Genomic DNA, 21,545 nt, shown 5'->3' with positions numbered 1-21,545 from the left:
AAGCCTTTTTTCTATCTAAATAAACAAGTTAGCTCTTAAGATCCTGTCTATGAGGTGCCACTAAAACAAATAATAAAGGACACATCTATGGACCTATTCGCTCTACTTGATATCAACAATACTTTAGTCAATATCCCAATAGGGGATGGCTACGCAATGAGCTGGATTGAAGCATTCGGCACCGTATTTGGGTTGCTGTGTATTTGGTTTGCAAGCCAAGAAAAAACCATTAATTACCTGTTCGGGTTACTGAATGTCACCTTATTTGCGGTTATCTTTTTCCAAATTCAGTTATACGGACTGTTACTGCTTCAACTCTTTTTCTTCTGCGCCAACATTTACGGTTGGTACGCATGGACACGTCCTAATGAGCAAGGTGAAACGCTAGAAGTTCGTTGGTTGAGCCAAAATAAACTAGTAGTAACGGCCGTAGCGTGTGCGATTTCTATTGCTTTGTTAACTATGTACATCGACCCATTCTTTTTTGCGCTAGCAAACATCGCGGTAGATAGCCTGAATCTATTTGGTGCGGATTTAGCGGAGCCAGTGCTTGAACCGGATGCGTTCCCATTCTGGGATGCCACGATGACCATTCTATCTATTGTTGCTCAAGTTCTTATGACACGTAAGTATGTTGAAAACTGGATACTGTGGATTGTGATTAACATTATCAGCGTTGGTATTTATGCGACGCAGGGTGTGTACGCAATGTCTGTTCAATACGCAATCTTAATGTTTATTGCGGCAAACGGTACTCGTGAGTGGGCACGCACAGCTAAACGAAACAGTGATAAATCGTTAACTCAAGCAACGGCTTCTTAGGAGTGAAGATGGCAAAGCAACCTCATATCTGCGTTGATGAAACGCAAATTGCTCCGTTAGTTATTGTTTGTGGTGAGCCAGATAGAGCGAATCGAATCGCGAGCTTGCTTGAAGATGTCGAGATGGTTTCTGAGAACCGAGAGTATCGAATCTTCACTGGAACTCATCAAGGGAAAGCGATATCAGTTTGCAGCACGGGCATTGGCGCACCTTCAATGATCATTGCGGTAGAAGAACTTAAGTTTTGTGGTGTGACTCATATCATCAGAGTAGGGTCTGCAGGTGCGATGCAGTCACATATCGGGCTTGGTGAGCTAATTATTGCAGAGGGCGCGGTTCGCGATGAGGGTGGTTCTACCGCTTACGTTAAGCCGTCGTATCCCGCCTATGCAAGCTTCTCTCTGCTTAAAGAGCTAGACAAGTTCTTGCAGCAGCAAACAACACCTTACTATTTGGGCACGGTACGCTCACACGACAGTTTTTATACCGATGACGAGAAGGCGCTTTGTCAGTACTGGAATGGCAAAGGCATTTTAGGTGCAGACATGGAAACATCCGCGCTGTTTACCGTGGGACGCTTGAGAGGGCTTAATGTCGCTTCTATCTTGAACAATGTTGTCTTGTACGAACAAGATGTAAAGGAGGGCGTTGGGCAATATGTCGATGAGGCAGAGGTAATGATGCAAGGAGAGCGGCTAGCGTCATTAGCGGCACTGGAAGCATTAATTACTCAATAAGAGCCTGAATAAATGCAAGACGAAAGCGATGGGAGACCGTCGCTTTTTTATTGGGTTCTCTCCTGTGGTTTAAGTGGTTACAATCGTTTGAATATAAACAGCAGTAATGCAATGAGAGAGTAAGTATGAAGATTGCACCATACTCAAGCGGACGCTTTAAAAACTACTTAGAACAAAAAAGCTCTGAATTTAGAGCTCTCATCTACCAACACCAAGTTAACTCTCGTTACTTCAATCAAAATGATGAAATCCTACGTCAAGGTGAGCAGCTTCAGTATCTTTATGTAGTGCCCGCTGGAAGAGTCTCTATGAGTATTTCGGCGGCTAATGGGCGACGCTTTCAATTGGGCGAAGTGAATTGTGATTATCATATCTTCGGTGAGATGGAGTTTTTCACGCAGACCCCTTGTCAGTGGAACGTAGTGGCTGATGAACACATGCAAGTTGATGTTATTTGTATCCAGAAACTATCAGAAGCGCTACATGAAAATCCGGAGATGATGTTCTTTTTCGCCTCTGCATTAGCGGAAGATTATCAAGACTCTATGGGCATTTACACTAATCGTCTTTTACACTCAATTACCTACAACATTGCCTACGACTTATTGGTTCAAAGTCAGACAAATACTGTGTTAGGCGGTTTCGATAAAGTGAATCAAGAAGCGGAACGTTTTGGCACATCGAGCAGAGTGTATCGAAGAGCGGTTAAAGACCTATTAGACAAGGGTTTCATCAGAAAAGGAGATCAAGGGTTAGAAATTGTCGATCAGAGAGCACTGCAAGCTTTTATTGACTCCTACGAATAATAAAAGAGCTTGGCACTTACTTAAATGCCAAGCTCGGTTTTTCAATGTTTACTATTAACTACTCGCATCTATTTATGAGCGACTTTCTCTCAGCAACTAGCAACTAGCAACTAGCAACTAGCCCGTAAGTGTCCGCGCACCATTACCGGCGACTAAGTATTAATCCTTAAGCTTTTGCATACATGAGTGTTCTATAACCACCGATTAAGTTGCGTGCTTTAAAGCCGTTGTTGACGAGTTGGCGATAAGCCACGTTACCACGTAACCCGACTTGGCAGTAGATTACAATCTCTTTGTCTGCTGGGAGCTCACTCATTCGATCACGCAGTTGGTCGACAGGAATGTTGATTGCGCCTTCAATAAAGCCACCATTTTCTAGTTCGCCAGGGTTACGAACATCGAGTAGGAGTTGGTTGTCGCTTAATGTTGCAATCTCATCGAAATGAATAGGTGTCGCGTCACCTTTAATAATATTGTTGGCAACAAATGCGGCTTGGTTAATCACGTCTTTGGCACTCCCGTAAGGTGGTGCATAGGTTAATTCAAGGTGTTGAAGCTGATCAACGGTCATACCTGCACGTTGAGCTACTGCCATAACATCAATGCGTTTATCAACGCCATCTTTACCGACGGCTTGCGCACCTAGTATTTTCCCTGTCTTAGGGGCGAATAACATCTTGAACGAGACAATCTCAGCGCCAGGATAGTAGCTAGCGTGGCTTGCGGTATGCACATAGACTTTTTCATAGTCGACGCCTTCACGCTTCAACTGTTTTTCGTTTTTCCCTGTTGAGGCAACGGCTAGGTCAAAAATCTTACAGATAGCTGTGCCCTGTGTACCTTGATAGATTTCATTGCGTCCGAGCATGTTGTCGGCAGCCATACGACCTTGACGGTTAGCAGGGCCAGCAAGCGGAACTAGAGTTTGTGCACCTGTGACAAAGTCTTTTTCTTCGACCACATCACCCACAGCGTAGATGCTAGGATCGCTAGTCTGCATCATTTCATTGGTGTAGATACCACCTAGTTCGCCAATTTGAAGTCCTGCTTCTTTTGCTAACTTAGTCTCAGGACGCACACCGATAGCCATGATTAAGATATCAGTAGTTAATGACTCGCCATTATTAAGTGTTAATTCCAATTCACCCTCTATGTGTTGGTGCTTCTCGCTCTCGCCTGAATCAAAACTTGCGATGTGTTCGTTAGGTATATATTTCACAGACTCAAGCGCGACGCCGAGTTTTAGGTCGATGCCTTTGTCACGAATCTCCGCATGGGCAAAGCCGGCCATTTCCCGGTCTACTGGCGTCATTACTTGGTCAGCCATCTCAATCAACGAAGTCTTGATCCCAAGCTGATGAAACGCTTCCATCATTTCCAAGCCGATAAAGCCACCGCCAACAACTGTCGCGTGCTCAGGTTTATTCATTTGGATTGTTTCGATGATGCGATCCATATCTGGAATATTGCGTAGTGAATGGGTTAGGGGGTTATCGATTCCTGAGATGGGAGGAACGACGGCACCGGCTCCAGGGCTGAGTAATAAGAAGTCGTAACTCTCGCTGTAGTGATTACCATCAACAAGATTTTTGACTGTAACGGTTTTATTGGTGCGATCAATAGAGGTAACTTCGTTCATCACTCGTGCGTCAACGTTGAAGCGAGCTAAGAAGCTTTCAGGTGTTTGTAACAGAAGCTTGCTTCTATCCTCGATATCGCCACCTATGTGGTATGGCAATCCACAGTTGGCAAAAGAGACGAATGGTCCTCGTTCAAACATTATGATTTCGGCTTCTTCACTAAGACGACGAGCGCGTGCAGCAGCTGAAGCACCTCCAGCTACGCCACCGATGATTACAATTTTAGTCATACGTTTACCTATTACTGTCTCTAAGTTTAACTATACAAATTGCCGAGCATAGAGCTTGTATCTTCTTAATGATCAGTACTGGCTGGTCGCCGGCGATTGAGTAGTTTTCGAAATACCTAGATACTATAAAGATGTAAATTAGCATTGTCTAATATTTATTTTAAAGCTATCACCTCGGGATTGAGCGTTTGGTCCAAGGGCTGTGATTAGACTAAAGCACGCTAGTAAAGGTAATACGCGTTAGCGAGTCGAGTACAGGTTAGCCAAATTAACTGTCATGAGCATAATGAACAGGATCATGGATGTGCTGACTGATTACGTTCTTCAGATCTTGTTCATACAGATCTAGCCAGGCATAACGCTCGCGATACAACTTACGCTTTTGACGTTTTAGAGCTTCAAGATCTTTCCTGTTCGGGTTTGTCGGGAGACGATAGAAATAGTTATCATGCACCTGTCCATCGTGCTCTTCCCACAGACTGTCGTATTTAAGGCTGATGTCTTTGTTTTTCTTACCGTAGCGTAATGAGTTCGAGACATGACCAGACTCTTTTACCGCATAGATATTGTCGATACCCAAGTTAATAGCGAGCAGTCGTAGTGTTTCTACCATGAAGGATTTAGGTCTTAAACCGTAAAAAGCTTTGGTGAATGTGCGGCTAAATCCATTGTCATTGGCGCCACCCTGTATACCGCCGATGTAGATGTTGTTGTCGAAAACAGTAAACGAAATGGTATACATTTTTTCGAGTTGAGAGTTGGTCAATGAAATTGTCAGTTCACCTTCTTTTCTCGCGTTTCTTTCGAAGCTGAGATTAACCAGATAAACGTTGTCATCTATCTCAAGTTTTAAAAGATTGAGCCTTTCGTTATAGATTTGGTGTCTAGCTTCTGTTGCGAAGGTGTTTTCAAACCAGTCGTAGTGTTTGGATAAGATATCGATCTTTTCTTTATTGCTAAAGCCAGTACATAAGTAGGGAGTCACAAATTTAGAAAGGAAGTTGGGTTGCTTGATAAATAATAACTTTCTCTCTTCAGAGTTGAAATTATTACTCATTTTTCGAGTAGCTGAATAATAAAACAGGGCTCGAATAGTAAACTTAACTATCGCTTTGTACTTACCCTTATTTTTATGGGTATTTGCTTCAATCCCCATGCGAACGACATTCATAATCACCTCAAAGAAGAAGGATTGCTCGAACATAGTCGTGTCATGAACCCTTCCAATAATCTCACCAATAACAAGAAAATGATGATAGTGAAAAAGGTGATTTGGGTAAGTATGGATATGTATAGCTATGTAACTCAATCAGTTACTTAGCGTTCAGATTTTGGACAGATGTGTTTGTCGCTTTAGTGGGGAGGGGTATCAATGTTATTTATTAGAGGCGCTTGCTCCTAAATCAAAAATGCCACTACAAATCTGCAGTGGCATTAGAACGATAACAAACTATCACCTTGCTTAAACCTAAACATTAGTTCTTATATAAACTAAAGTTCTAACAGTTTAGCCAGTTCACGCTCTTCGAGAAGCTCTTCAATGCGTTGACGAGTCTTAGGCGTTTCGGCTTGCGCTTTAGTCGACTTGCCTGCTTTTTTGCTTCGGCTCGTTTTCGCTTTTTCCTTAGTCGTCATCGTAATCTTCCTTGTGTTTTTTGTGTTACAGGTTGCACGTTTCTTTTAGTGCCTTGCCCGCTTTAAATGCTGGCGTCTTTGATGCGGCAATCTGAATCTCTTCTCCGGTTCGCGGGTTACGACCAGTGCGAGCAGCTCGAGAGTTAACTTTAAAGCTACCAAATCCAAGGATCGATACGTCATCACCGTTCGCAAGCGAAGTAGAGATACCTTCAACTAGCGCATTTAGTGCTGTGCCTGCTTGGTCTTTTGAGATGTCTGCAGAAGTCGCGATGTGTTCAACTAATTGAGATTTGTTCATAATCTATATTCCTTATTGAGTACGGCTGGCGTCTACCTTTAGCACCTAGCTTATGCGATCTTATCAACAGCAATTGAAATAATGTCAGTGAGCGGGTAGAGCTTTGTAAAGTAACCAACAGAATTGACTATAAAAGCATCTGTCGGTTCAATCAATGCAATTCATTGATTATTATTGGTTTATAGACATGTTGCCCAAATTTACTTGAGAAAAGAGCATTAGGGTTGCCCGTTCGATTCATAATCCAAATCGAAGCTGTCATCTATCACGTTGATAACGAAAGAGTAAAAACAAAGAAGCCCAGCTTAATTGCTGGGCTTCATGTTGTGCTGTCAGAGCGATTTGTTAATTCAGAACTATTTAGTAATAAAAATTTGTTCTGTTTCTAGTGATGTCATCGTGCGAACTTGACGCCAAATGTAGTAGAAAATACCTAACATCATCAGCATGCTTGGGATGGCGATTGCTGGGTAGCTGTAAAGTGTCAGCTTGCCAAGTTCTTCATTAAAGGCAGCGGTGCCAGCAGGGCTAGTCACAATCCAAGTCGCTAGGAAGTAGTTCATAGCTGAAGAAAATGCGAAAGTACTCGCGAATAGGTAGTTGGATGTCATTAGACAACGATCAAACTTTGCTTGGTTACCGAACTGCTTTAGGCGCTCTTCAATAAGAGAGATATTTAACAGGGCCGGTGTGAAGATAACTTTCTGGATAAACGGGTAGCGGGTGAAGGTAGAGCCAAGAACCGCCAAACCAATTAGACCAGGGATTAATGCTTCTTTTAGTGCTAACCAACGAGTGTCTAGCTCAAAGAAACCAATACCGCCCGTTAATAGCACGCTGACGAAGCCAAGCGCCGCTATGAAGTTGAACTTCTTGTTGCGGATCAACTCCATGCCACCGTAAGCAATAGGGAAGGCTAGTGCGACAAGTAATGCTAAGCCTGTTCCGAGAAGCTCATCTCCACTGAACTTCATTAAAATGAATGAAGGAAGAAAGACGTTAAACACGACTTCGAAAAGAGGACTCGATTTTTTGTTTTCTGTGTTACTCATAATTTCTAAATACATTATGTTATGGATTTATTCTCAGGGATTGTTGTTTACCTCGCCCAAGATGTAAAGCCTTAAGGCGTCATGCTGTGTAACGACATGTGACATCAACGACATCTCTGAGCCTATATAACTCTCAATTTAATACTTTGTGAGGGATGTTTATCTGGCCGACTTGGGGAAATCGAGTGGAAATTTTGGTTTAGTTTATTCAAACCTAATTCAGTTTATTGCGTTGTCGCGTACTCTTACTCACATTCACCGCTCTTAAACGATTGATGAATGTGAAATGAGGCAGAACAGAAAGGAAGAGTTATAAGCCCATTATTCGTCGAAAAGTAGGTTAAAGCTCAAAGGGATTTGGTCGGAAATCGCTAATCCACCCACGGTCGCTGAAAGTTTGTTTAGATTCTCTGTAGATATCCCAAAATCAGCGCCATTGACGATGATTGTTGAAGCTGAGCTAACCATGACAAACCCTGAGGATGGAACCACCACAACTGGGAAATCGATCGTTTTGGTTACGCCGTGTAAAGTAACTTCCGCTGCTACTGTTGTTCTTTTTGGATCACCAGATAGCATCGACGGTTCAACCTTCCCAGAGATCTTCACTTCAGGAAAAGTCATCGATTCAAAGTAGAGTTCATTCAGTCTCTGGTCACGAATAGCGACTCCGGTGCTCACGCTTTTCAAGTCCAATACTATTGAAAACTGACCCTCTTCGGTAAGTCCTCCAGACATAGGTTTGATGGATGCGGGCTCGACAATAAACTGCTTTTTAATGGTCGCGAATGTGATGTTCGATAACTTCGGATCTAATGTGTAGCCCGACTCCGCGAAAGATTGAGCGGAGATAGCGGTGCATAGGAGGCCGAATGTAGAGATTAGTTTTTTCATAAGTTGTCACCAGATTGATGAATTCACAGGTTTACGTTCTTGAGTCGTACGTTTTTAAAATGACTTTTTGGAAAGAGTGATTGAGAGAAGCTTAGTTCAGCATTCGAAAAATTACCGCAGGAAAAGAAGAGCGTCGCTGTATTACTGGAATCATGATCGACGAAGTGACTTGTTTAATTTTGGCTATGTTATAACATAACCAAAATTACTCTTGCCAAGAATAATTATTCTGTTGGTAAAAGGGAAGCGATGAGCATGTATCAAGGAGACGACGTAATGAATGCCGTGTTAACCAAGCCTTTGGCTACCAATAGCAGCCAGCCACTCAACATTAGTTCAGCTGTGAGTATTCAGGATAAGGCAAATCACAAGCCAAGCTTGAGTGCTTCTGAGCAGCCAACGGTATTAGCGGATATCTACCAAAGTGATATTAATATAGCGGTATGGCAGCGACAGTTTGATGAAGGCTTAACGACGGCAATTAGTGAATTTATCGCCTTGAATCCAAACTTTAGTAAGTCTGTTAGCGTGTCACCTGAAAATGCTTTCGATAAGTTGGAATTTGCCACCGATGGCACCGCCTCTAAAGCGCTGTTAGAAAACATGGAAGAGCTGGTGGATATGTTCTGTTGTTTGTTTGAGCTTGAAGAAGTCGGGTTGCGTTTAGCCGTTCTGAATCAAGCGATGTGCCCACGTTTCCATTTTGATCAAGTGCCTTGCCGCTTGGTGACAACTTATCATGGTGTTGCGACTCAATGGTTACCAAACGACTTAGTCGACCGTTCTAAGCTAGGGCTAGGGGCTAACGGACAGCCTGATTCTGTTTCAGGCCTGTACAACGACGAATCTGACATCCAGAAAATGGCCAGTGGTGATGTTGCGTTATTAAAAGGGGAGCGTTGGAGTGGCAATGAGAATAGAGGCCTTGTTCACCGTTCACCAGTCACTTCATCTGACGAAACACGATTGCTGTTAACGTTGGACTTTGGTTGATCAACTTTTGACTATTTAGTTCGCAACCTGTTTCTATTCAGACGTTCAACTCATTTAAATACCTTCCTAATGAGCTAACGGCATGGCGCGATCTGTGCCGTTATTATTCTCAAACAGAGACACTCATCAGCTGACCATGTTTAGCACATTAATTCAAAATTTAGAGTTTACCATTCTCTAAATCAATGGGTTACGATGAGTGCACTTACTCACATATATCAATATTTCAGTTCCTCATCGGTTTCTTAATTTATTTTAAAGCGTAAAATATATCCCGCTTGCAAACCGCTTTGGCAACCAATTTGTTCGCCACGGTTTTTTACTTCCAAATTATAGGTTTCCTATGTTCAAGAAACTCTCGCTTAAAAATAAGCTGGCGATTTCAGCCAGTATGGCCATTATCCTGGGGGGGATTTTGGTCGAGGCATTGTCTTTTCGTGCTTCACTGCAAAGGTTGGATATTGAAGTTGAACAGCGCTTAGAGGGCGCATCGGCTTCGTACAATCAATATGTATCGGATTGGATCTTATCCAAAGAGCGTGCGCTTACTTCTCTTTCGAAAGAATCCAAACAAGAAAGCTTGGTGACTCATCTAAAACAGGTTCGTGACTCAGCCTCTTTTGATAATGTCTTCTTGGCATTTCCTGATGGGTCGCAAAAGAACGCGAACGGAGTAGTACTGCCGCCGGGTAATGATGATCCCCGTTTATGGGGTTGGTACACCAATGCGGTTGCGAACCCAAGCAAGGTGTTCATGGATAACCCAACGGTTGCTGCAGCAACTGGGGCGAACGTTGTTTCATTAGGAACAGCAATGCAACTGCATGGGCAACAGGTTGTGTTGGGTGCTGATGTAGAAATTACAGACATCTTAAACAGTCTAGAGCAGGTGATTCTTCCAGGTGAAGGTTACATGTTCATCGCGACCAACAAAGGCACGGTTTATACGCACCCTGACACTAAGTTACTGAACAAGAATATCAGTTCACTTGGGTTAAATTTCTCCGATGTACAAAAGGCTCTGACTAGCGGTAAAGACACTTCTATCGAGCTGAATGGCAGCGACTATGTTCTGTACGCACGTGCTATTGACGGAACGAGCCTGATTACAGTGAGTGTTGTTAATCATGACTCTCTGGTTGCACCGTTATTTGATGCAGTGATTGGTCAAGTTTTAGTGACACTGCTGGTCGTCATTGTATGTACCATACTGTTTAACCTTTTGTGTACTATTCTATTCCGTCCGTTGAACCACGTATCTCAAGCATTGGCGCAAATCGCGAATGGTAGCGGTGATTTGACTCAACGCATTCATGTAGAAAACCAAGATGAAGTGGGCGAGTTGGCTCATAACTTCAATACCTTTGTTGGAAGCTTACAGCAGTTGATTGGCCATATCCGTGGGCAGTCAGAACAGTTAAATAGCCAGTCAGAGCAAAGTACTCAACGTGCGAACCGTTCTGTGGATGAGCTTAACCATCAACAGCAAGAAATCACAATGGTGGCAACGGCTGTAACGGAAATGGCCTGTGCAACTCAAGAGATTGCATCGCATGCCGAGCAAACAGCAAAAGCGGCACAAGACTCAGCGACAAGCACTAACAGTGGTCACGCTCTGGTCGTCGACACTAAAGGTTCTATCAATAACCTAGCCAATGAAGTGAACGAAGCAGGTAATGTGATCAGCGAACTTAACAAGCATGCTCAAGAGATCTCGACAGTACTCGCAACGATTCAAGGCATTGCAGAACAAACCAACTTGCTTGCTTTGAATGCTGCAATTGAAGCGGCTCGTGCGGGTGAACAAGGTCGTGGCTTTGCTGTGGTAGCGGATGAAGTACGTGTGCTTTCGCAGCGTACCCACTCTTCAACGGAAGAGATCAAATCAACAATTGATATTCTGCAGCGCACAACGGCGCAAGCGGTTGAGCTGATGGAGAGCAGTTCTAAACTGGCGATACATTCAGTAGAAGATGCCGACAGAGCTTCGCATGCGCTTGAAGAGATCAACACGGCGGTTGCTTTGATCAGCGATATGGCGACTCAAATCGCGACGGCTGCTGAAGAGCAAACACATGTGACGGGTGAAATTACCCAGAACGTGACGACCATTAAAGATGTTACCGACCACCTAGTTGTGGGCGCACAGGACAGCTTAACTGAGTCGAACGAACTTAAGAGCCAAGCCGCTGGCTTAAGTGACAAAGTGGCGACTTTTAAGCTTGCTTAACTGGTTCGCTCACTGATGCCTGATCAGTGAGTGCACGTTAAGCAATAAGCCAAAGCGACGTAGATTACGTCGCTTTTTTTGTGTCTGTGAACAATCGAATTCTTTACTAATCCGCTTCTGAAAATTCTCTAAGCGCACTCATTGCGGCTTCAGCTTTGTCTTTCTGAACGAAGATATGGTCGTGATAAAAGCCAGCAATCACGTTGGCGCTAATGCCGTAAGAACCAAGCTTGGTGGCAAAGGCTGCGGTTAGTCCAACCGCTTCTAGGCTCGAGTGTACCGATAAAGTGATCATGCTAAACACACCGTCGAAACTTAACTGCGCTTTGGTCGCAACGTCTTCTTCCAGAACCAGCGTTAAACCTTCTTTCTCACGAAAAGTTGAGATTGGATTGAGCTGAACATAGTCTGTTAACGCTCCGTCGACAGTACAGAAAACATAGTTGCCTTCAATGAGTTCTGGTGACATGGACTTTAACAAAATGTCTAAATCGGTAATGGCAGTCATAGTCAGTTTCCCTGCGTGAATAAGCTAATTGATGATGTATGCAGTCACGATAGAAGCAACTGACAGTTAAGTAAAATTAATGATTTTAATTCTGCATCAGTTTTACTAATGGCAAGTTTTCCTCCTTAGTGATGGCATCGTACTTCTACCAACTTGTCGATTGTTCCATCTCGTCAGATAAATGGTCGATAAAGGCTCTTAACAGCGGTGTGACTTGTTTACGCGTTCCATAAATAGCATGAACACCGAGCGTTTTAGGTTGCCATTCAGAAAGCAGTGGCACTAATAGACCATCACGCATCAAGGTTTCCACTGAAGGGAAGGGCAGTAAACAGATACCGTTGCCTTTGAGTGTGGCAGAAAGCAGAACCTCTGAGGTGTTTGCACTGATATTCCCTTTAATCGGAACCGATTCGAGCCCATTGGGGCCATTGAACGTCCAAGCGGTTTTGCCAAAGTAACTGAACGATAAACAGTTGTGGTGCGCTAGATCTTGGGCTTCTGTGGGTGTGCCTTTCTCTTTTAGATATTGAGGCGATGCGCAAATCACGGAGCGGCATTCACCGATCTGCTTCGCGACAATATTGGGCGTCAGTTCGTTGGTTATGCGAATGGCCAAATCGATGCGTGACTCAACCAGGTTGACGGTCTGATCAGTCGAGATAATGTCGATAGAAACCTCTGGCCATTTGGCGATGAAGCGACTAATTGATTCCATCAAGAAGCTATCGACAATCGAGTAGCTCGCAGTAATACGCAGCTGACCTTTTAAATGCTCTCGGTTTTGGTTTCTGATCCCAGCTAGGGATGTTTCCAGTGCCAAAAGTTCTCTGGCGACCTCAAGTGTTTCTTTACCTGCGCTGGTTAAACTCAAGCTTCGTGTTGTTCTGTGAAGCAAGCGTGTGTCCATCCATGCTTCTAACTCACCCAAATAACGAGTGACCTTGGTTCGTGAGAGATCAAGGTGCTCTGCCGCAGCGCTTAAACTGCCACGTTCCACTATGGTGACAAAGACATTCATTGCCTCGAGTTTATCCATTGTTTTATTGCCTAGAGAATTAAACCGACCTCAGTATATGTCCGAAAACTGCAACAGTTAAAGTTAATTTGATGTCTATTTCATCTAAAAACAATCAAATAAGATATTTGGACATTCAGCGAGTTGGCAGGTGTTCAACTCCAAATATCGGAATAAAGCCATGAATACGTTATCGAAAACCCTGTTATCAAAAAGCATGCTTTTAGGAACCATAAGCCTAGGAACCGTGCTGGCATCAAGTGTTGCGCTAGCGACAGAACTGAACATTACTCACTATAACCCCGGCGAGAACGCGATATTCCCGGCAAGCTCGGTATTGGTCTCGGGTGAGAAAGAAGTGATTCTGTTTGATGCGCAATTTAGTGTGGCTGATGGACAAAATTTGGTGGAGCAAATCAAAGCGACTGGCAAAAAATTATCGATGATTTACATCAGTAGCGGCGACCCAGATTACTACTTTGGTTTGGAACCGATAGTTTCGGCATTTCCTAACGTTAAAGTCGTTGCCAGTGAAGCCGTTGTCGCGCATATCAAACGCACCAAAGATGCAAAGCTTGAATACTGGGGGCCTATATTAGAAGGCAACGCGCCCTCTAAGGTGATTGTTCCAATGGTGATGAACGACACAACATTAAGCATCGAAGGTGAAACCATCGAAGTGAAAGAGATAAATACACACCAAGCTTACCTATGGGTTCCGTCTGAAAAAACGGTGTTTGGTGGCGTGTCGGTGTATAGCGGTGTGCATGTATGGATGGCAGATACTGCATCGAAAGAGATTCGTAGCCAGTGGTCACAATCGTTGGAGCGTATGAAAGCACTAGAGCCAGAGGTTGTAATTCCGGGTCACTATTTAGGTGAAATGCCAACAGGAATAAATGCAGTTCACTTCACGAAGGATTATGTGGCTGATATTGAAAAAGCGTTGGCGAGCAAAAGTAATCCAACATCGGTTGAGATCAGTGATTACATGAAGAAAGCCTACCCGAAATTTGAGGCTACGGAAGGCGATTTAGAACTTGGCGCGAAAGTGCTAAGCGGCGAGATGGCTTGGCACTAGAGTTGATTATCTCGGTTGTGTCCCAGAACAGTCTGAAGATTGTATGCTAGATTTATTGGTGATACACAACTGGAGATATCGATGATCTGGCTTTCAGTGAAAGTACTACAGATTGGACTTGTCTATGGATACAGGAAGTATCAAAAAACGAAAAGAGCTCCAGCTTAGGAGCTCTTTTTTTGTTTCGGAGAGACGACTTTCTATTTCAAGTGAGAAAGAAAATCAGCATTTACCCGGTTTACAGTTAGTAGTCAGATTAGCCTAGTAGCCAGATCCGCCCTGCAACTCAATATCACCAATAAGCGAAAGTATGTTGAAAATAGAACCCATTACTCCTCACATCGGCGCTCGTATTCACGAACTAGAGCTTTCTACATGCAGTGCTGATGAACTCGATAAGGTGTATCAGGCACTTATTGCCCATCAAGTGATCTTTCTCGACGGGCAGACTTTGTCTCCAGAACAACACTTGATGATTGCACAGCGCTTTGGAACGTTAGAACCTGCACATCCTTTCTTCCCTCGCGTGGAAAGTGCGTCACAGGTGAGTGTGATTGAAACAACCCGTGGCAATGCGCCAAAGGAAAGTTATTGGCATACCGACTTAACGTGGCGCAGCTTGCCGTCGAAAGCTTCCCTGTTGCATGCTCAACACATTCCAAGCATTGGTGGTGACACTATCTGGTGTTCTATGACTGCGGTTTTTGAATCTCTACATGAAGATATGAAAGCTAAGTTGAGAGGGTTGTCGGCGACTCATTCGCTTGTGGCCTTTGAAGGTATAGAATCAGAAGACATTGATCTCGATTGGCACAAATCCTTGATTAAAACAGCACAGGAGAATCCGCCAGTGGTTCACTCTGTTGTTCAAGTTCATCCTGAAACGGATAAAGAAACGCTCTGTATCAATGAACAGTTTACTCGTTATATCAACGAACTCGACCGCAAAGAGAGTGATGTTTTACTCAGCCAACTGTTTGAAATTGCGAGACGCCCTGAGTTTCAAGTTCGTTTCAAATGGGACAACGGCTCAATGGCGATCTGGGATAACAGGGTAACGCAACATTACGCAGTGATAGATTACGGGGATACTCCAAGAAAAATGCATCGAGTAACAGTGACATAGCGGTAAGCTGAACACAGTTATCAAAAGAACACCGCGCATGCCCATCCCTGAACCAAGCACTCGTACTTAAATTTAAGCGTCAGCAGGGTGCATCATTCATCTACGCTTAATAATAAAAACAAATGCGTTGGTACATATTTGATTGAAACCTCACTGCTCGGACGTGATGTGTAATATAATCGGCGCCAAAATATAAGTATAAAAACCAAATCATAGAATTAATAAACGTCAGGGCTTAGAGAGCAAAGTATTTCGTATGAACGCGATTCGTAAAGTTTACCAGTACGCAGAACCGAATTTAACCCTCGTGGGTTGGATGGGCTTTGTCGGCTTCCCAATTTACTACATTGTGTGGGAGTTTTTGTTCCCGCAACCCTACGAAAACTTAGCGCTTCGCCTGTTTTGCTCGGTATTGTTCTTTGGCATTATATTTCGCAATCGCGTCCCATTTGAATGGCGAAAATACCTTCCGGCTTATTATCAAGTTGCCGTAACTATCTGTTTGCCAGGTTTCTTCTTCTACATGCTGCTAATGAATAATTGGTCCAACGTTTGGGTTATGTCATTCATGTCGGCTATTTTCCTCCATATTTTATTGGTGCACGTGACGAGAGTGATGTTTGCACAAACCTTTGCCGGTATTGGGATTGCTACCTTGTGCGCTTGGATTGCACAAGGCTTCTACCTCGAACTCACAATGGATTGGACGCATGTGCCAATCTTTTTGTTTATCTACTTATTCGGCAACTTGTTCTACTTCCGCAATCAGGTGGAACATGAAAACAAGGTGTCATTGGCGAAGTCTTTTGGTGCGGGTATTGCCCATGAGATGCGAAACCCTCTAAGCGGATTACTTACCTCTATTGATGTCATGCAGTCCATATTGCCGAACCCTAAAAGTGGCGATCAAAAAGGGCAATATGCGTTAAGCAATGAAGAAGTGATTCAGTTGCGTGAAGTGGGCGATGGGGCGATGAAGATCATTCATTCCGGTAACGAAACGATAGATCTGTTACTGACTTCAATTGATGAAAACCGAGTCTCTCGATCTACGTTTAAGAAGCATTCAGCGCAAGCGGTGGTTGAGGATGCGATAGACAGTTTCAATTACAAGCGCTCTGCTGATAAGTCAGCAATCTCCTTGGATGTGCAGAGTAACTTTGAGTTCTTGGGTAGCGACACCTTGTTGAAATACGTCATGTATAATCTGTTCAAGAATGCGTTCCATCATCGTAGCCCTGAAGATTTTCATATTCATGTCACCATGTTCAGTGATGAAGTGACGAACCAGATAATGGTGACGGATAACGGCTCTGGTATTTCGAGCGATATCATTCGTCGTATTTTCCAAGACTTTTACACCACAGGCCAGTCGGGTAATTACGGTTTAGGTTTGCCATTTTGTCAGAAGGTCATGCGCTCGTTTGGTGGTGAGATTAAATGCCAGTCTGAAGTGGATCAATGGACACAGTTCACGATGATTTTCCCATCTTTGACTTCCAATTCGGTAGAGGAAATCAAGAGCGAACTGACTAAACTCAAGACGGTGCTGATGATCAGTGATCAGACAGTGCTTTCCAGTAAAATGACTGAAATCTCTCGCTTTATGGGTTTTGACCTCCAGATTTTGGATGTGGCGTCAGCGCTACAGAATAAGGAATATCAGTTTGAGTTCGACTTGATTTTCGTTGATATGGAGAGCTTGGATTTAAGAGCCAATTGCCTCGATAGGATTGAATCGTTATTTTCGTTTACTGAGGCGCGAATCATTTACTTGTATGAGCGTCATCCTATCAAGCGTGTACGTAACATTTCTTTCGAGCCTATTTGGGTGGAAACACAAGTCTGGCTACTAAATACTAAAGCGACCATTGACCGTTTACTGTTTGACTCCAACTACGTGATGCCATCGGTTGCTGTAAAACCGCTAGAGGCCACCACTAGACGTACGATTATGGTGGTCGATGACAATGAATCTCTACGCCGATTTACGGCAATGTTATTGGAAAAACAGGGCTTTGATGTTGTGCAAAAAGAAGACGGACAACAAGCCTTAGATGCGCTTGATATCGACGAAATCGACTTGATCCTAATGGATATTGAAATGCCAATCATGGATGGTGTTGAAGCTTCTCGCCGAATTCGCAGTGCCGACAAAGAATACTCTTCGGTGCCGATTATTGCTCACACGGGTGACAGTTCTCCCGTTACCTTGGAAAAGATGGAATCATCAGGCATGTCGGACTTTATTGTTAAACCTGCCGATAAAAACCGACTGTTTGATAAAATTGCTCACTGGATTTAGCGGGTGTAATAGTCTGAAGTTCACGGCCATTGGGTAGACATAGATTCAAGAAAGAGCTCAGCGAATTGCTGGGCTCTTTTTGTATCGCGACATGATAGCGTCCATTCAGTCCTGCCGTTGGTGTTGGTTATAAATATGGTTCGAAAAAGGTTACACGAACTCTAACTCGGGGTGATGGTACGCTTCGTGACAAACCGTGAGCACATGGTCAATGTCTCTTGGCGTCATATCGGCATTCACTGAAAAACGGATGATGTTTTTGTTCTTGCCAGTCGCAGGGCGGCAGAATACCGCACCGAACACATCACGTTCTTCTAAGAAGTCTCGCACACGCTCCGTGTTTCTTTCATTGCCGCACTCTAGCGCTACAATTTGAGACTCACTGCGGATATTAAAGCCAATTCGCTTTAGCCCCGTAGTCAGCGACTTAGCCCGATTGAATAAGGCTTCTCGTTTGTCTTCCGCACCTTTGATCACCTCCAACGTTTTCTCTAAACGAACCACTTCTTGTGGTAACACTGTTGAGCTAAAAATCGCAGGGTACGCCACAAACGGCAAGGTTTTAGACAGTTGTTTAGGGCCAAGGATTGCCCCAGCGCGATAAGCAAAGGTTTTTGCCAAGCTAACGGTGATGAAGTCGACTTGCTTGGTGAGCCCCAATGCTTGCACTAAGCCTGCACCATTCTCTCCATGTGTACCCAGTGAATGGGATTCATCAACGACGACCGCACAATCAAACTCTTGCGCCATTTCGTAGATGTCGCACAGTGGGGCAATGGTGCCTATTGTGCTGTAAACCGAGTCGACAACAATGACACCTGAGCCGTGGCGCTCTAACTGTTTGCGTAGGTGATTCATATTGTTATGCATAAACGGATGGGCGACTGCGCCGGCAGCCCGAATCCCTTCCCATAGCGACATGTGTGCAAGGAAATCAATATACACAGGTGTGCCCGGTGGGCAGATGGTTTGCAATAGCCCAATATTGGCCGCCCAGCCCGATTGAGAAAGCAAACAGCTCTCCATTCCAACATAGTTCGCAAGCTCAGTTTCGAACGCAGGTTTAGACTGCTCATCTTGTAAGAAAATCGCAGACATCACCACGTTGTCATCGTGCTCACAGATCGCCGCTTGATGGGCTTGTTGGATCTGTTTGTTGTGTGACAGCGCTAGGTAATCATTGCTCTGCATCACAACGGCACTGCGCTGGGGGCGTTTACCCAATACCAAATGCTTTTGGCTTTGGTTCTGGGTAATCAGGTCTTGAATATAGAAGTTCAAGCGTTCTTCGATAAAGGAAGGTAGTGGTTTGTTTTTTGTTTTATCACTCATAATAGTTCTCTTCAAATACAGGAAAACGCCAGCGCTGACGGCTGTATATTGACGATAAAAAGTGATGTGTCATTAGCCAAGTTGCATAAATTTGTGGGTGCTTGCAAACTCAGTATTTAAGGGTTTTGAGGCGAGTGGTTTTCCTTACGGTTTGGGGCTTTAACCGAAACAAGATAGGAATAATAGCCTTCTTTTTTATGACAAAAGGCTATTAAAATTCGGTGTTCGGAAGGCTTTAAAAAAGCGGATTTTGAAAGGCTACGTGCTACGTGCTACGTGCTACGTGCTGTTAGCTGTGAATATGGATAAGCTCGATTAAGGCATCCAATTGCTGCTTGGCTCCACCCTCTAACGAATACCCAATATTGATGCGTAAGCAATTGCTGTAAAGGTCGATAGTGCTGAACAGGTGTCCAAGCCTAATATCAATGTTCTTCTCGGTAATGCCCTGAGCAAAGGCTGACTGGTTCAAGCTTGGGATTTGCAGCCAAAGCACCATGCCACCTTGTGGATTACTTATCTTCACATCTTGAGGAAGGTGCTGAGCCAAATAACTTAGGTATTGTTGGCGCAAAGACAAGATCTGAGTGCATCTTCTCCTCACGTGCTTAGCGTATTGGCCAGATCCAATAAAGTCAGCAACCGCAAGCTGAGTGGGCAGGGCAACGCCGTAGCTCGCAGCTGAGAACTGAGCCTTGTATTCGTTGATAAACCTGCCCGGCAAGCACCATCCCAAACGGTAACTCGGTGACAAACTTTTCGATACTGATCCACACCATAAGACAAAACCGCCTTTGTCGTAGTATTTCGCGGGGAGCGGCGTGTGTGAGGAGTAGGACAGTTCCAGATACACATCATCTTCAATGATCGGCACTCGATAGTGATTCGCTAATTCGGCAAGCTTCTGTTTTTGACTTGCCGACATATTGATCCCCTGAGGGTTCATATGAGAGGTACAAAAGATCGCGGCATCGACTTGTTTATTTTTCAAATGCGCTTCCAGTTGTTGCAAGTCGACACCATCATCTAGAGACGGGATCTCGATGATTTTTCGCGACATTTGTCCGAGCAATTCCAGAATACCGTTGAAACATGGCGAGCTAATAGCGATGGTGTCGCCTTCTTTAGTGCAAGATTCAAGTGCGGCCTTAATCGCAGACATACAGCCAGCCGTAATCACCATCTCTTCAGGTGAAAAGTGCACATCGAGCTTGGCAAAATGAGTGGATAATGCCTGTCGTAAAATCGGCTCACCTTGTGTATCTGGGTAATGGTTAAGCCTGTTGCTCATACGCCTAATAGCGCGACGAAAACTTCGTTCCAGTTCAACGATCGACTGCTCATCATTAGTGGTGCTCGAAACCCCTAAAGGCCCATTGATTGAGTTGTGAGTCGATGAGGTTTGCCTAACGCTGGACACCTTACTCTCAAACTGTGCCCACTCTGGGGTTGAGTGAGCAGGTTTATGAGGAGAAACAAAATATCCCGCTTGCGGTCGAGAATGAATCCAACCTTGTGATTCCAGTTTTTGGTAGCAGCTCACCACGGTCGACATGCTGATCGCCTGTTGCTTGGCGCTACTTAGTCAGTTATGGCTTTGTGTTCGGTGTGGGTATCTGGGGTATGGCTTCATGGTCGATCACTGCTGGTTTATCGTCTGGGCTTTCATCGGTCTTGCTTTCAACCAACGTATTAATCGGCATGGCGGTTGGCGTGTGGGTGTTCAAGGAGAGTGCTTCCGTACGTAAATTAATGGGTGCGATGCTAGCCATGTGCGTTGGCGGTATTGGTATCTGCAGCTACGGGTAATGTCACCGTTAATGGCGTGATCTTGATTATGATTGCGGCGTGCAGTTGGACCTTGATGGGCGTGATCGTTAAGGCATCGAAAACCACTCAAGCTTTTGCGTTCAATGTCTGGGGGATGCTGTTTGCTCCAGTGCCATTAGTGTTATTTGCCGTGATGTTACATGGTGACCAAATTATCTGGCAGGGCATCGAACAATGGGATTGGAACACGACGATTGCGGTGCTGTTTCAGGCTTACCCAACCACGCTATTTGGTTATTGGGTATGGAATAAGCTGTTAATCCAATACCCGTTAAGTACGACCGCGCCGTTAACCTTGTTAGTGCCTATCTTCGCATTGATTAGCGGTTACTTTATGTATGATGAGGTGCTGTCTGTGGCTCAGGTTGTTGCATCAATACTGTTTCTTGTCGGGATTGGTTTGATTGTGAAACCTGCGAATACAACGAATACCAAAGCGACACAAACACTTGCTGAACAAAAATGATTGAAGAAAGCTGATATTGCATGAGCAGCTTTGAATGACAAATAAGACCTCGCACTTGTGAGGTCTTATTCTATGTCGAAGAAGTGAAGTTATTTAAATAACCAACTTACTAAGCAATCAACTAACCATACACGCAAGTAACTGGCTCTCAAGATCATCGTCTATTTCTAGACCGATCATTTCTATTCTGATTTCGATACACTCATCGAGTTCTGATTCCGTCAAGCCATCCTCTGTTAAGTTGTAACCGAAAACCTCAAAAGAACATAGGCTTTTATAAGTGAATTCGAATTAAATTCTGAAATGATACAAATCTTATATTTAATAACGCTTATTTAGTAACCTCTGTTGAGTCCCATATCAAATCAAGTGGCTGATTTTATTGGGTATCGGAGAAAAGTCTCAAAAATTATTATTTAGTTCGCTAAAGTTTTAAATTCTATTAATGGTTGTTTGTATGGAATATAACGCCATTTCGTTACTGTCCCTATCTGGCAGGGTAGATGTCACTGTTAAAATTTAACCAGTTTGGGCGATAA

General features: G+C 44.0%; 17 protein-coding genes and 3 pseudogenes. 9 read left to right on the top strand and 11 right to left on the bottom strand.

Going from position 1 to position 21,545, the window contains the following annotated elements; all coding sequences use genetic code 11:
- Positions 1-87 precede the first annotated feature (87 nt).
- The 3 genes from pnuC (at position 88) to ACED46_RS18525 (ending at position 2,365) form a co-directional block, all read left to right on the top strand.
- Positions 88-822, top strand: a complete 735-nt coding sequence (pnuC, locus tag ACED46_RS18535) for a nicotinamide riboside transporter PnuC (protein ID WP_371722125.1) — start codon at positions 88-90, stop codon at positions 820-822.
- A gap of 8 nt (positions 823-830) precedes the next feature.
- Complete coding sequence (locus tag ACED46_RS18530; RefSeq protein ID WP_371722124.1) at positions 831-1,559, top strand: nucleoside phosphorylase; 729 nt, start codon at positions 831-833, stop codon at positions 1,557-1,559.
- A 125-nt stretch (positions 1,560-1,684) separates the two neighbouring features.
- Positions 1,685-2,365, top strand: a complete 681-nt coding sequence (locus tag ACED46_RS18525) for a Crp/Fnr family transcriptional regulator (RefSeq protein ID WP_371722123.1) — start codon at positions 1,685-1,687, stop codon at positions 2,363-2,365.
- A 166-nt stretch (positions 2,366-2,531) separates the two neighbouring features.
- On the opposite strand, the gene ACED46_RS18520 is transcribed toward ACED46_RS18525, so the two are convergent.
- The 6 genes from ACED46_RS18520 to ACED46_RS18495 all read right to left on the bottom strand — a co-directional run bounded on the left by ACED46_RS18520 (position 2,532) and on the right by ACED46_RS18495 (position 8,117).
- On the bottom strand, positions 2,532-4,235 hold the full coding sequence (locus ACED46_RS18520; protein ID WP_371722122.1) for an FAD-dependent oxidoreductase: 1,704 nt from the start codon (positions 4,233-4,235) through the stop codon (positions 2,532-2,534).
- A 268-nt stretch (positions 4,236-4,503) separates the two neighbouring features.
- Positions 4,504-5,406, bottom strand: coding sequence for a VirK/YbjX family protein (locus ACED46_RS18515; protein ID WP_133151375.1), 903 nt, complete (start codon positions 5,404-5,406; stop codon positions 4,504-4,506).
- 320 nt (positions 5,407-5,726) lie between these two features.
- Positions 5,727-5,870 carry a hypothetical protein gene (locus tag ACED46_RS18510; protein ID WP_017059112.1) on the bottom strand — a complete coding sequence of 48 codons (144 nt, stop codon included), beginning with the start codon at positions 5,868-5,870 and terminating at the stop codon, positions 5,727-5,729.
- A 25-nt stretch (positions 5,871-5,895) separates the two neighbouring features.
- Positions 5,896-6,171 (bottom strand): HU family DNA-binding protein, encoded by a 276-nt coding sequence (locus ACED46_RS18505; RefSeq protein WP_017059113.1) that lies wholly within the window; start codon positions 6,169-6,171, stop codon positions 5,896-5,898.
- 356 nt (positions 6,172-6,527) lie between these two features.
- Positions 6,528-7,223: a VC0807 family protein gene (locus ACED46_RS18500; RefSeq protein ID WP_017065484.1), complete on the bottom strand. Its 696-nt coding sequence runs from the start codon at positions 7,221-7,223 to the stop codon at positions 6,528-6,530.
- Positions 7,224-7,544: 321 nt separating this feature from the next.
- Complete coding sequence (locus ACED46_RS18495; protein ID WP_102320061.1) at positions 7,545-8,117, bottom strand: YceI family protein; 573 nt, start codon at positions 8,115-8,117, stop codon at positions 7,545-7,547.
- Positions 8,118-8,393: 276 nt separating this feature from the next.
- Here ACED46_RS18495 and ACED46_RS18490 point away from each other — a divergent pair, with 276 nt between their 5' ends.
- Entirely contained in the window at positions 8,394-9,110 is a 717-nt protein-coding gene (locus ACED46_RS18490; RefSeq protein WP_371722126.1) for a DUF1826 domain-containing protein, read from the top strand.
- A gap of 343 nt (positions 9,111-9,453) precedes the next feature.
- Positions 9,454-11,340 (top strand): methyl-accepting chemotaxis protein, encoded by a 1,887-nt coding sequence (locus ACED46_RS18485; RefSeq protein ID WP_029222286.1) that lies wholly within the window; start codon positions 9,454-9,456, stop codon positions 11,338-11,340.
- Between the two features lie 106 nt (positions 11,341-11,446).
- Here the strand turns inward: ACED46_RS18485 and ACED46_RS18480 are convergent, their stop codons facing one another.
- A complete protein-coding gene (locus ACED46_RS18480) occupies positions 11,447-11,848 on the bottom strand; it encodes an ACT domain-containing protein (protein ID WP_371722121.1) in 402 nt (133 codons plus the stop codon).
- A gap of 145 nt (positions 11,849-11,993) precedes the next feature.
- Entirely contained in the window at positions 11,994-12,887 is an 894-nt protein-coding gene (locus tag ACED46_RS18475) for a LysR family transcriptional regulator (RefSeq protein ID WP_017069834.1), read from the bottom strand.
- Between the two features lie 160 nt (positions 12,888-13,047).
- Between ACED46_RS18475 and ACED46_RS18470 the strand changes: the two genes are divergently transcribed.
- The 3 genes from ACED46_RS18470 to ACED46_RS18460 all read left to right on the top strand — a co-directional run bounded on the left by ACED46_RS18470 (position 13,048) and on the right by ACED46_RS18460 (position 17,378).
- Positions 13,048-13,947: a Vmh family MBL fold metallo-hydrolase gene (locus ACED46_RS18470; protein ID WP_017066263.1), complete on the top strand. Its 900-nt coding sequence runs from the start codon at positions 13,048-13,050 to the stop codon at positions 13,945-13,947.
- A 310-nt stretch (positions 13,948-14,257) separates the two neighbouring features.
- Positions 14,258-15,073 (top strand): TauD/TfdA dioxygenase family protein, encoded by an 816-nt coding sequence (locus ACED46_RS18465; RefSeq protein ID WP_371722120.1) that lies wholly within the window; start codon positions 14,258-14,260, stop codon positions 15,071-15,073.
- A gap of 256 nt (positions 15,074-15,329) precedes the next feature.
- Positions 15,330-17,378: a response regulator gene (locus tag ACED46_RS18460; RefSeq protein ID WP_371722119.1), complete on the top strand. Its 2,049-nt coding sequence runs from the start codon at positions 15,330-15,332 to the stop codon at positions 17,376-17,378.
- 150 nt (positions 17,379-17,528) lie between these two features.
- Here ACED46_RS18460 and cqsA read toward each other — a convergent pair whose 3' ends face one another.
- The gene (gene cqsA, locus ACED46_RS18455; protein WP_371722118.1) at positions 17,529-18,710 is read right to left on the bottom strand and encodes an alpha-hydroxyketone-type quorum-sensing autoinducer synthase; all 1,182 of its coding nucleotides are present in this window, start codon (positions 18,708-18,710) and stop codon (positions 17,529-17,531) included.
- A gap of 289 nt (positions 18,711-18,999) precedes the next feature.
- Positions 19,000-20,286 (bottom strand): annotated as a pseudogene (locus tag ACED46_RS18450) (PLP-dependent aminotransferase family protein); the annotation flags it as partial.
- On the opposite strand from ACED46_RS18450, the pseudogene ACED46_RS18445 reads away from it, so the two are divergent.
- A pseudogene (locus ACED46_RS18445) lies at positions 20,277-21,006 on the top strand (DMT family transporter); the annotation flags it as partial. The pseudogenes ACED46_RS18450 and ACED46_RS18445 sit on opposite strands and share 10 nt — an antisense overlap.
- 117 nt (positions 21,007-21,123) lie before the next feature.
- Here the strand turns inward: ACED46_RS18445 and ACED46_RS18440 are convergent.
- Positions 21,124-21,261 (bottom strand): annotated as a pseudogene (locus tag ACED46_RS18440) (GTP-binding protein); the annotation flags it as partial.
- Between the last annotated feature and the right edge of the window lie 284 nt (positions 21,262-21,545).

The organism is Vibrio sp. 1S139, from assembly GCF_041439475.1.
Lineage (GTDB): Bacteria > Pseudomonadota > Gammaproteobacteria > Enterobacterales > Vibrionaceae > Vibrio > Vibrio crassostreae_C.
Note: the sequence above shows the minus strand (reverse complement) of the source record. Positions and strands in the feature narration are given on the sequence as shown.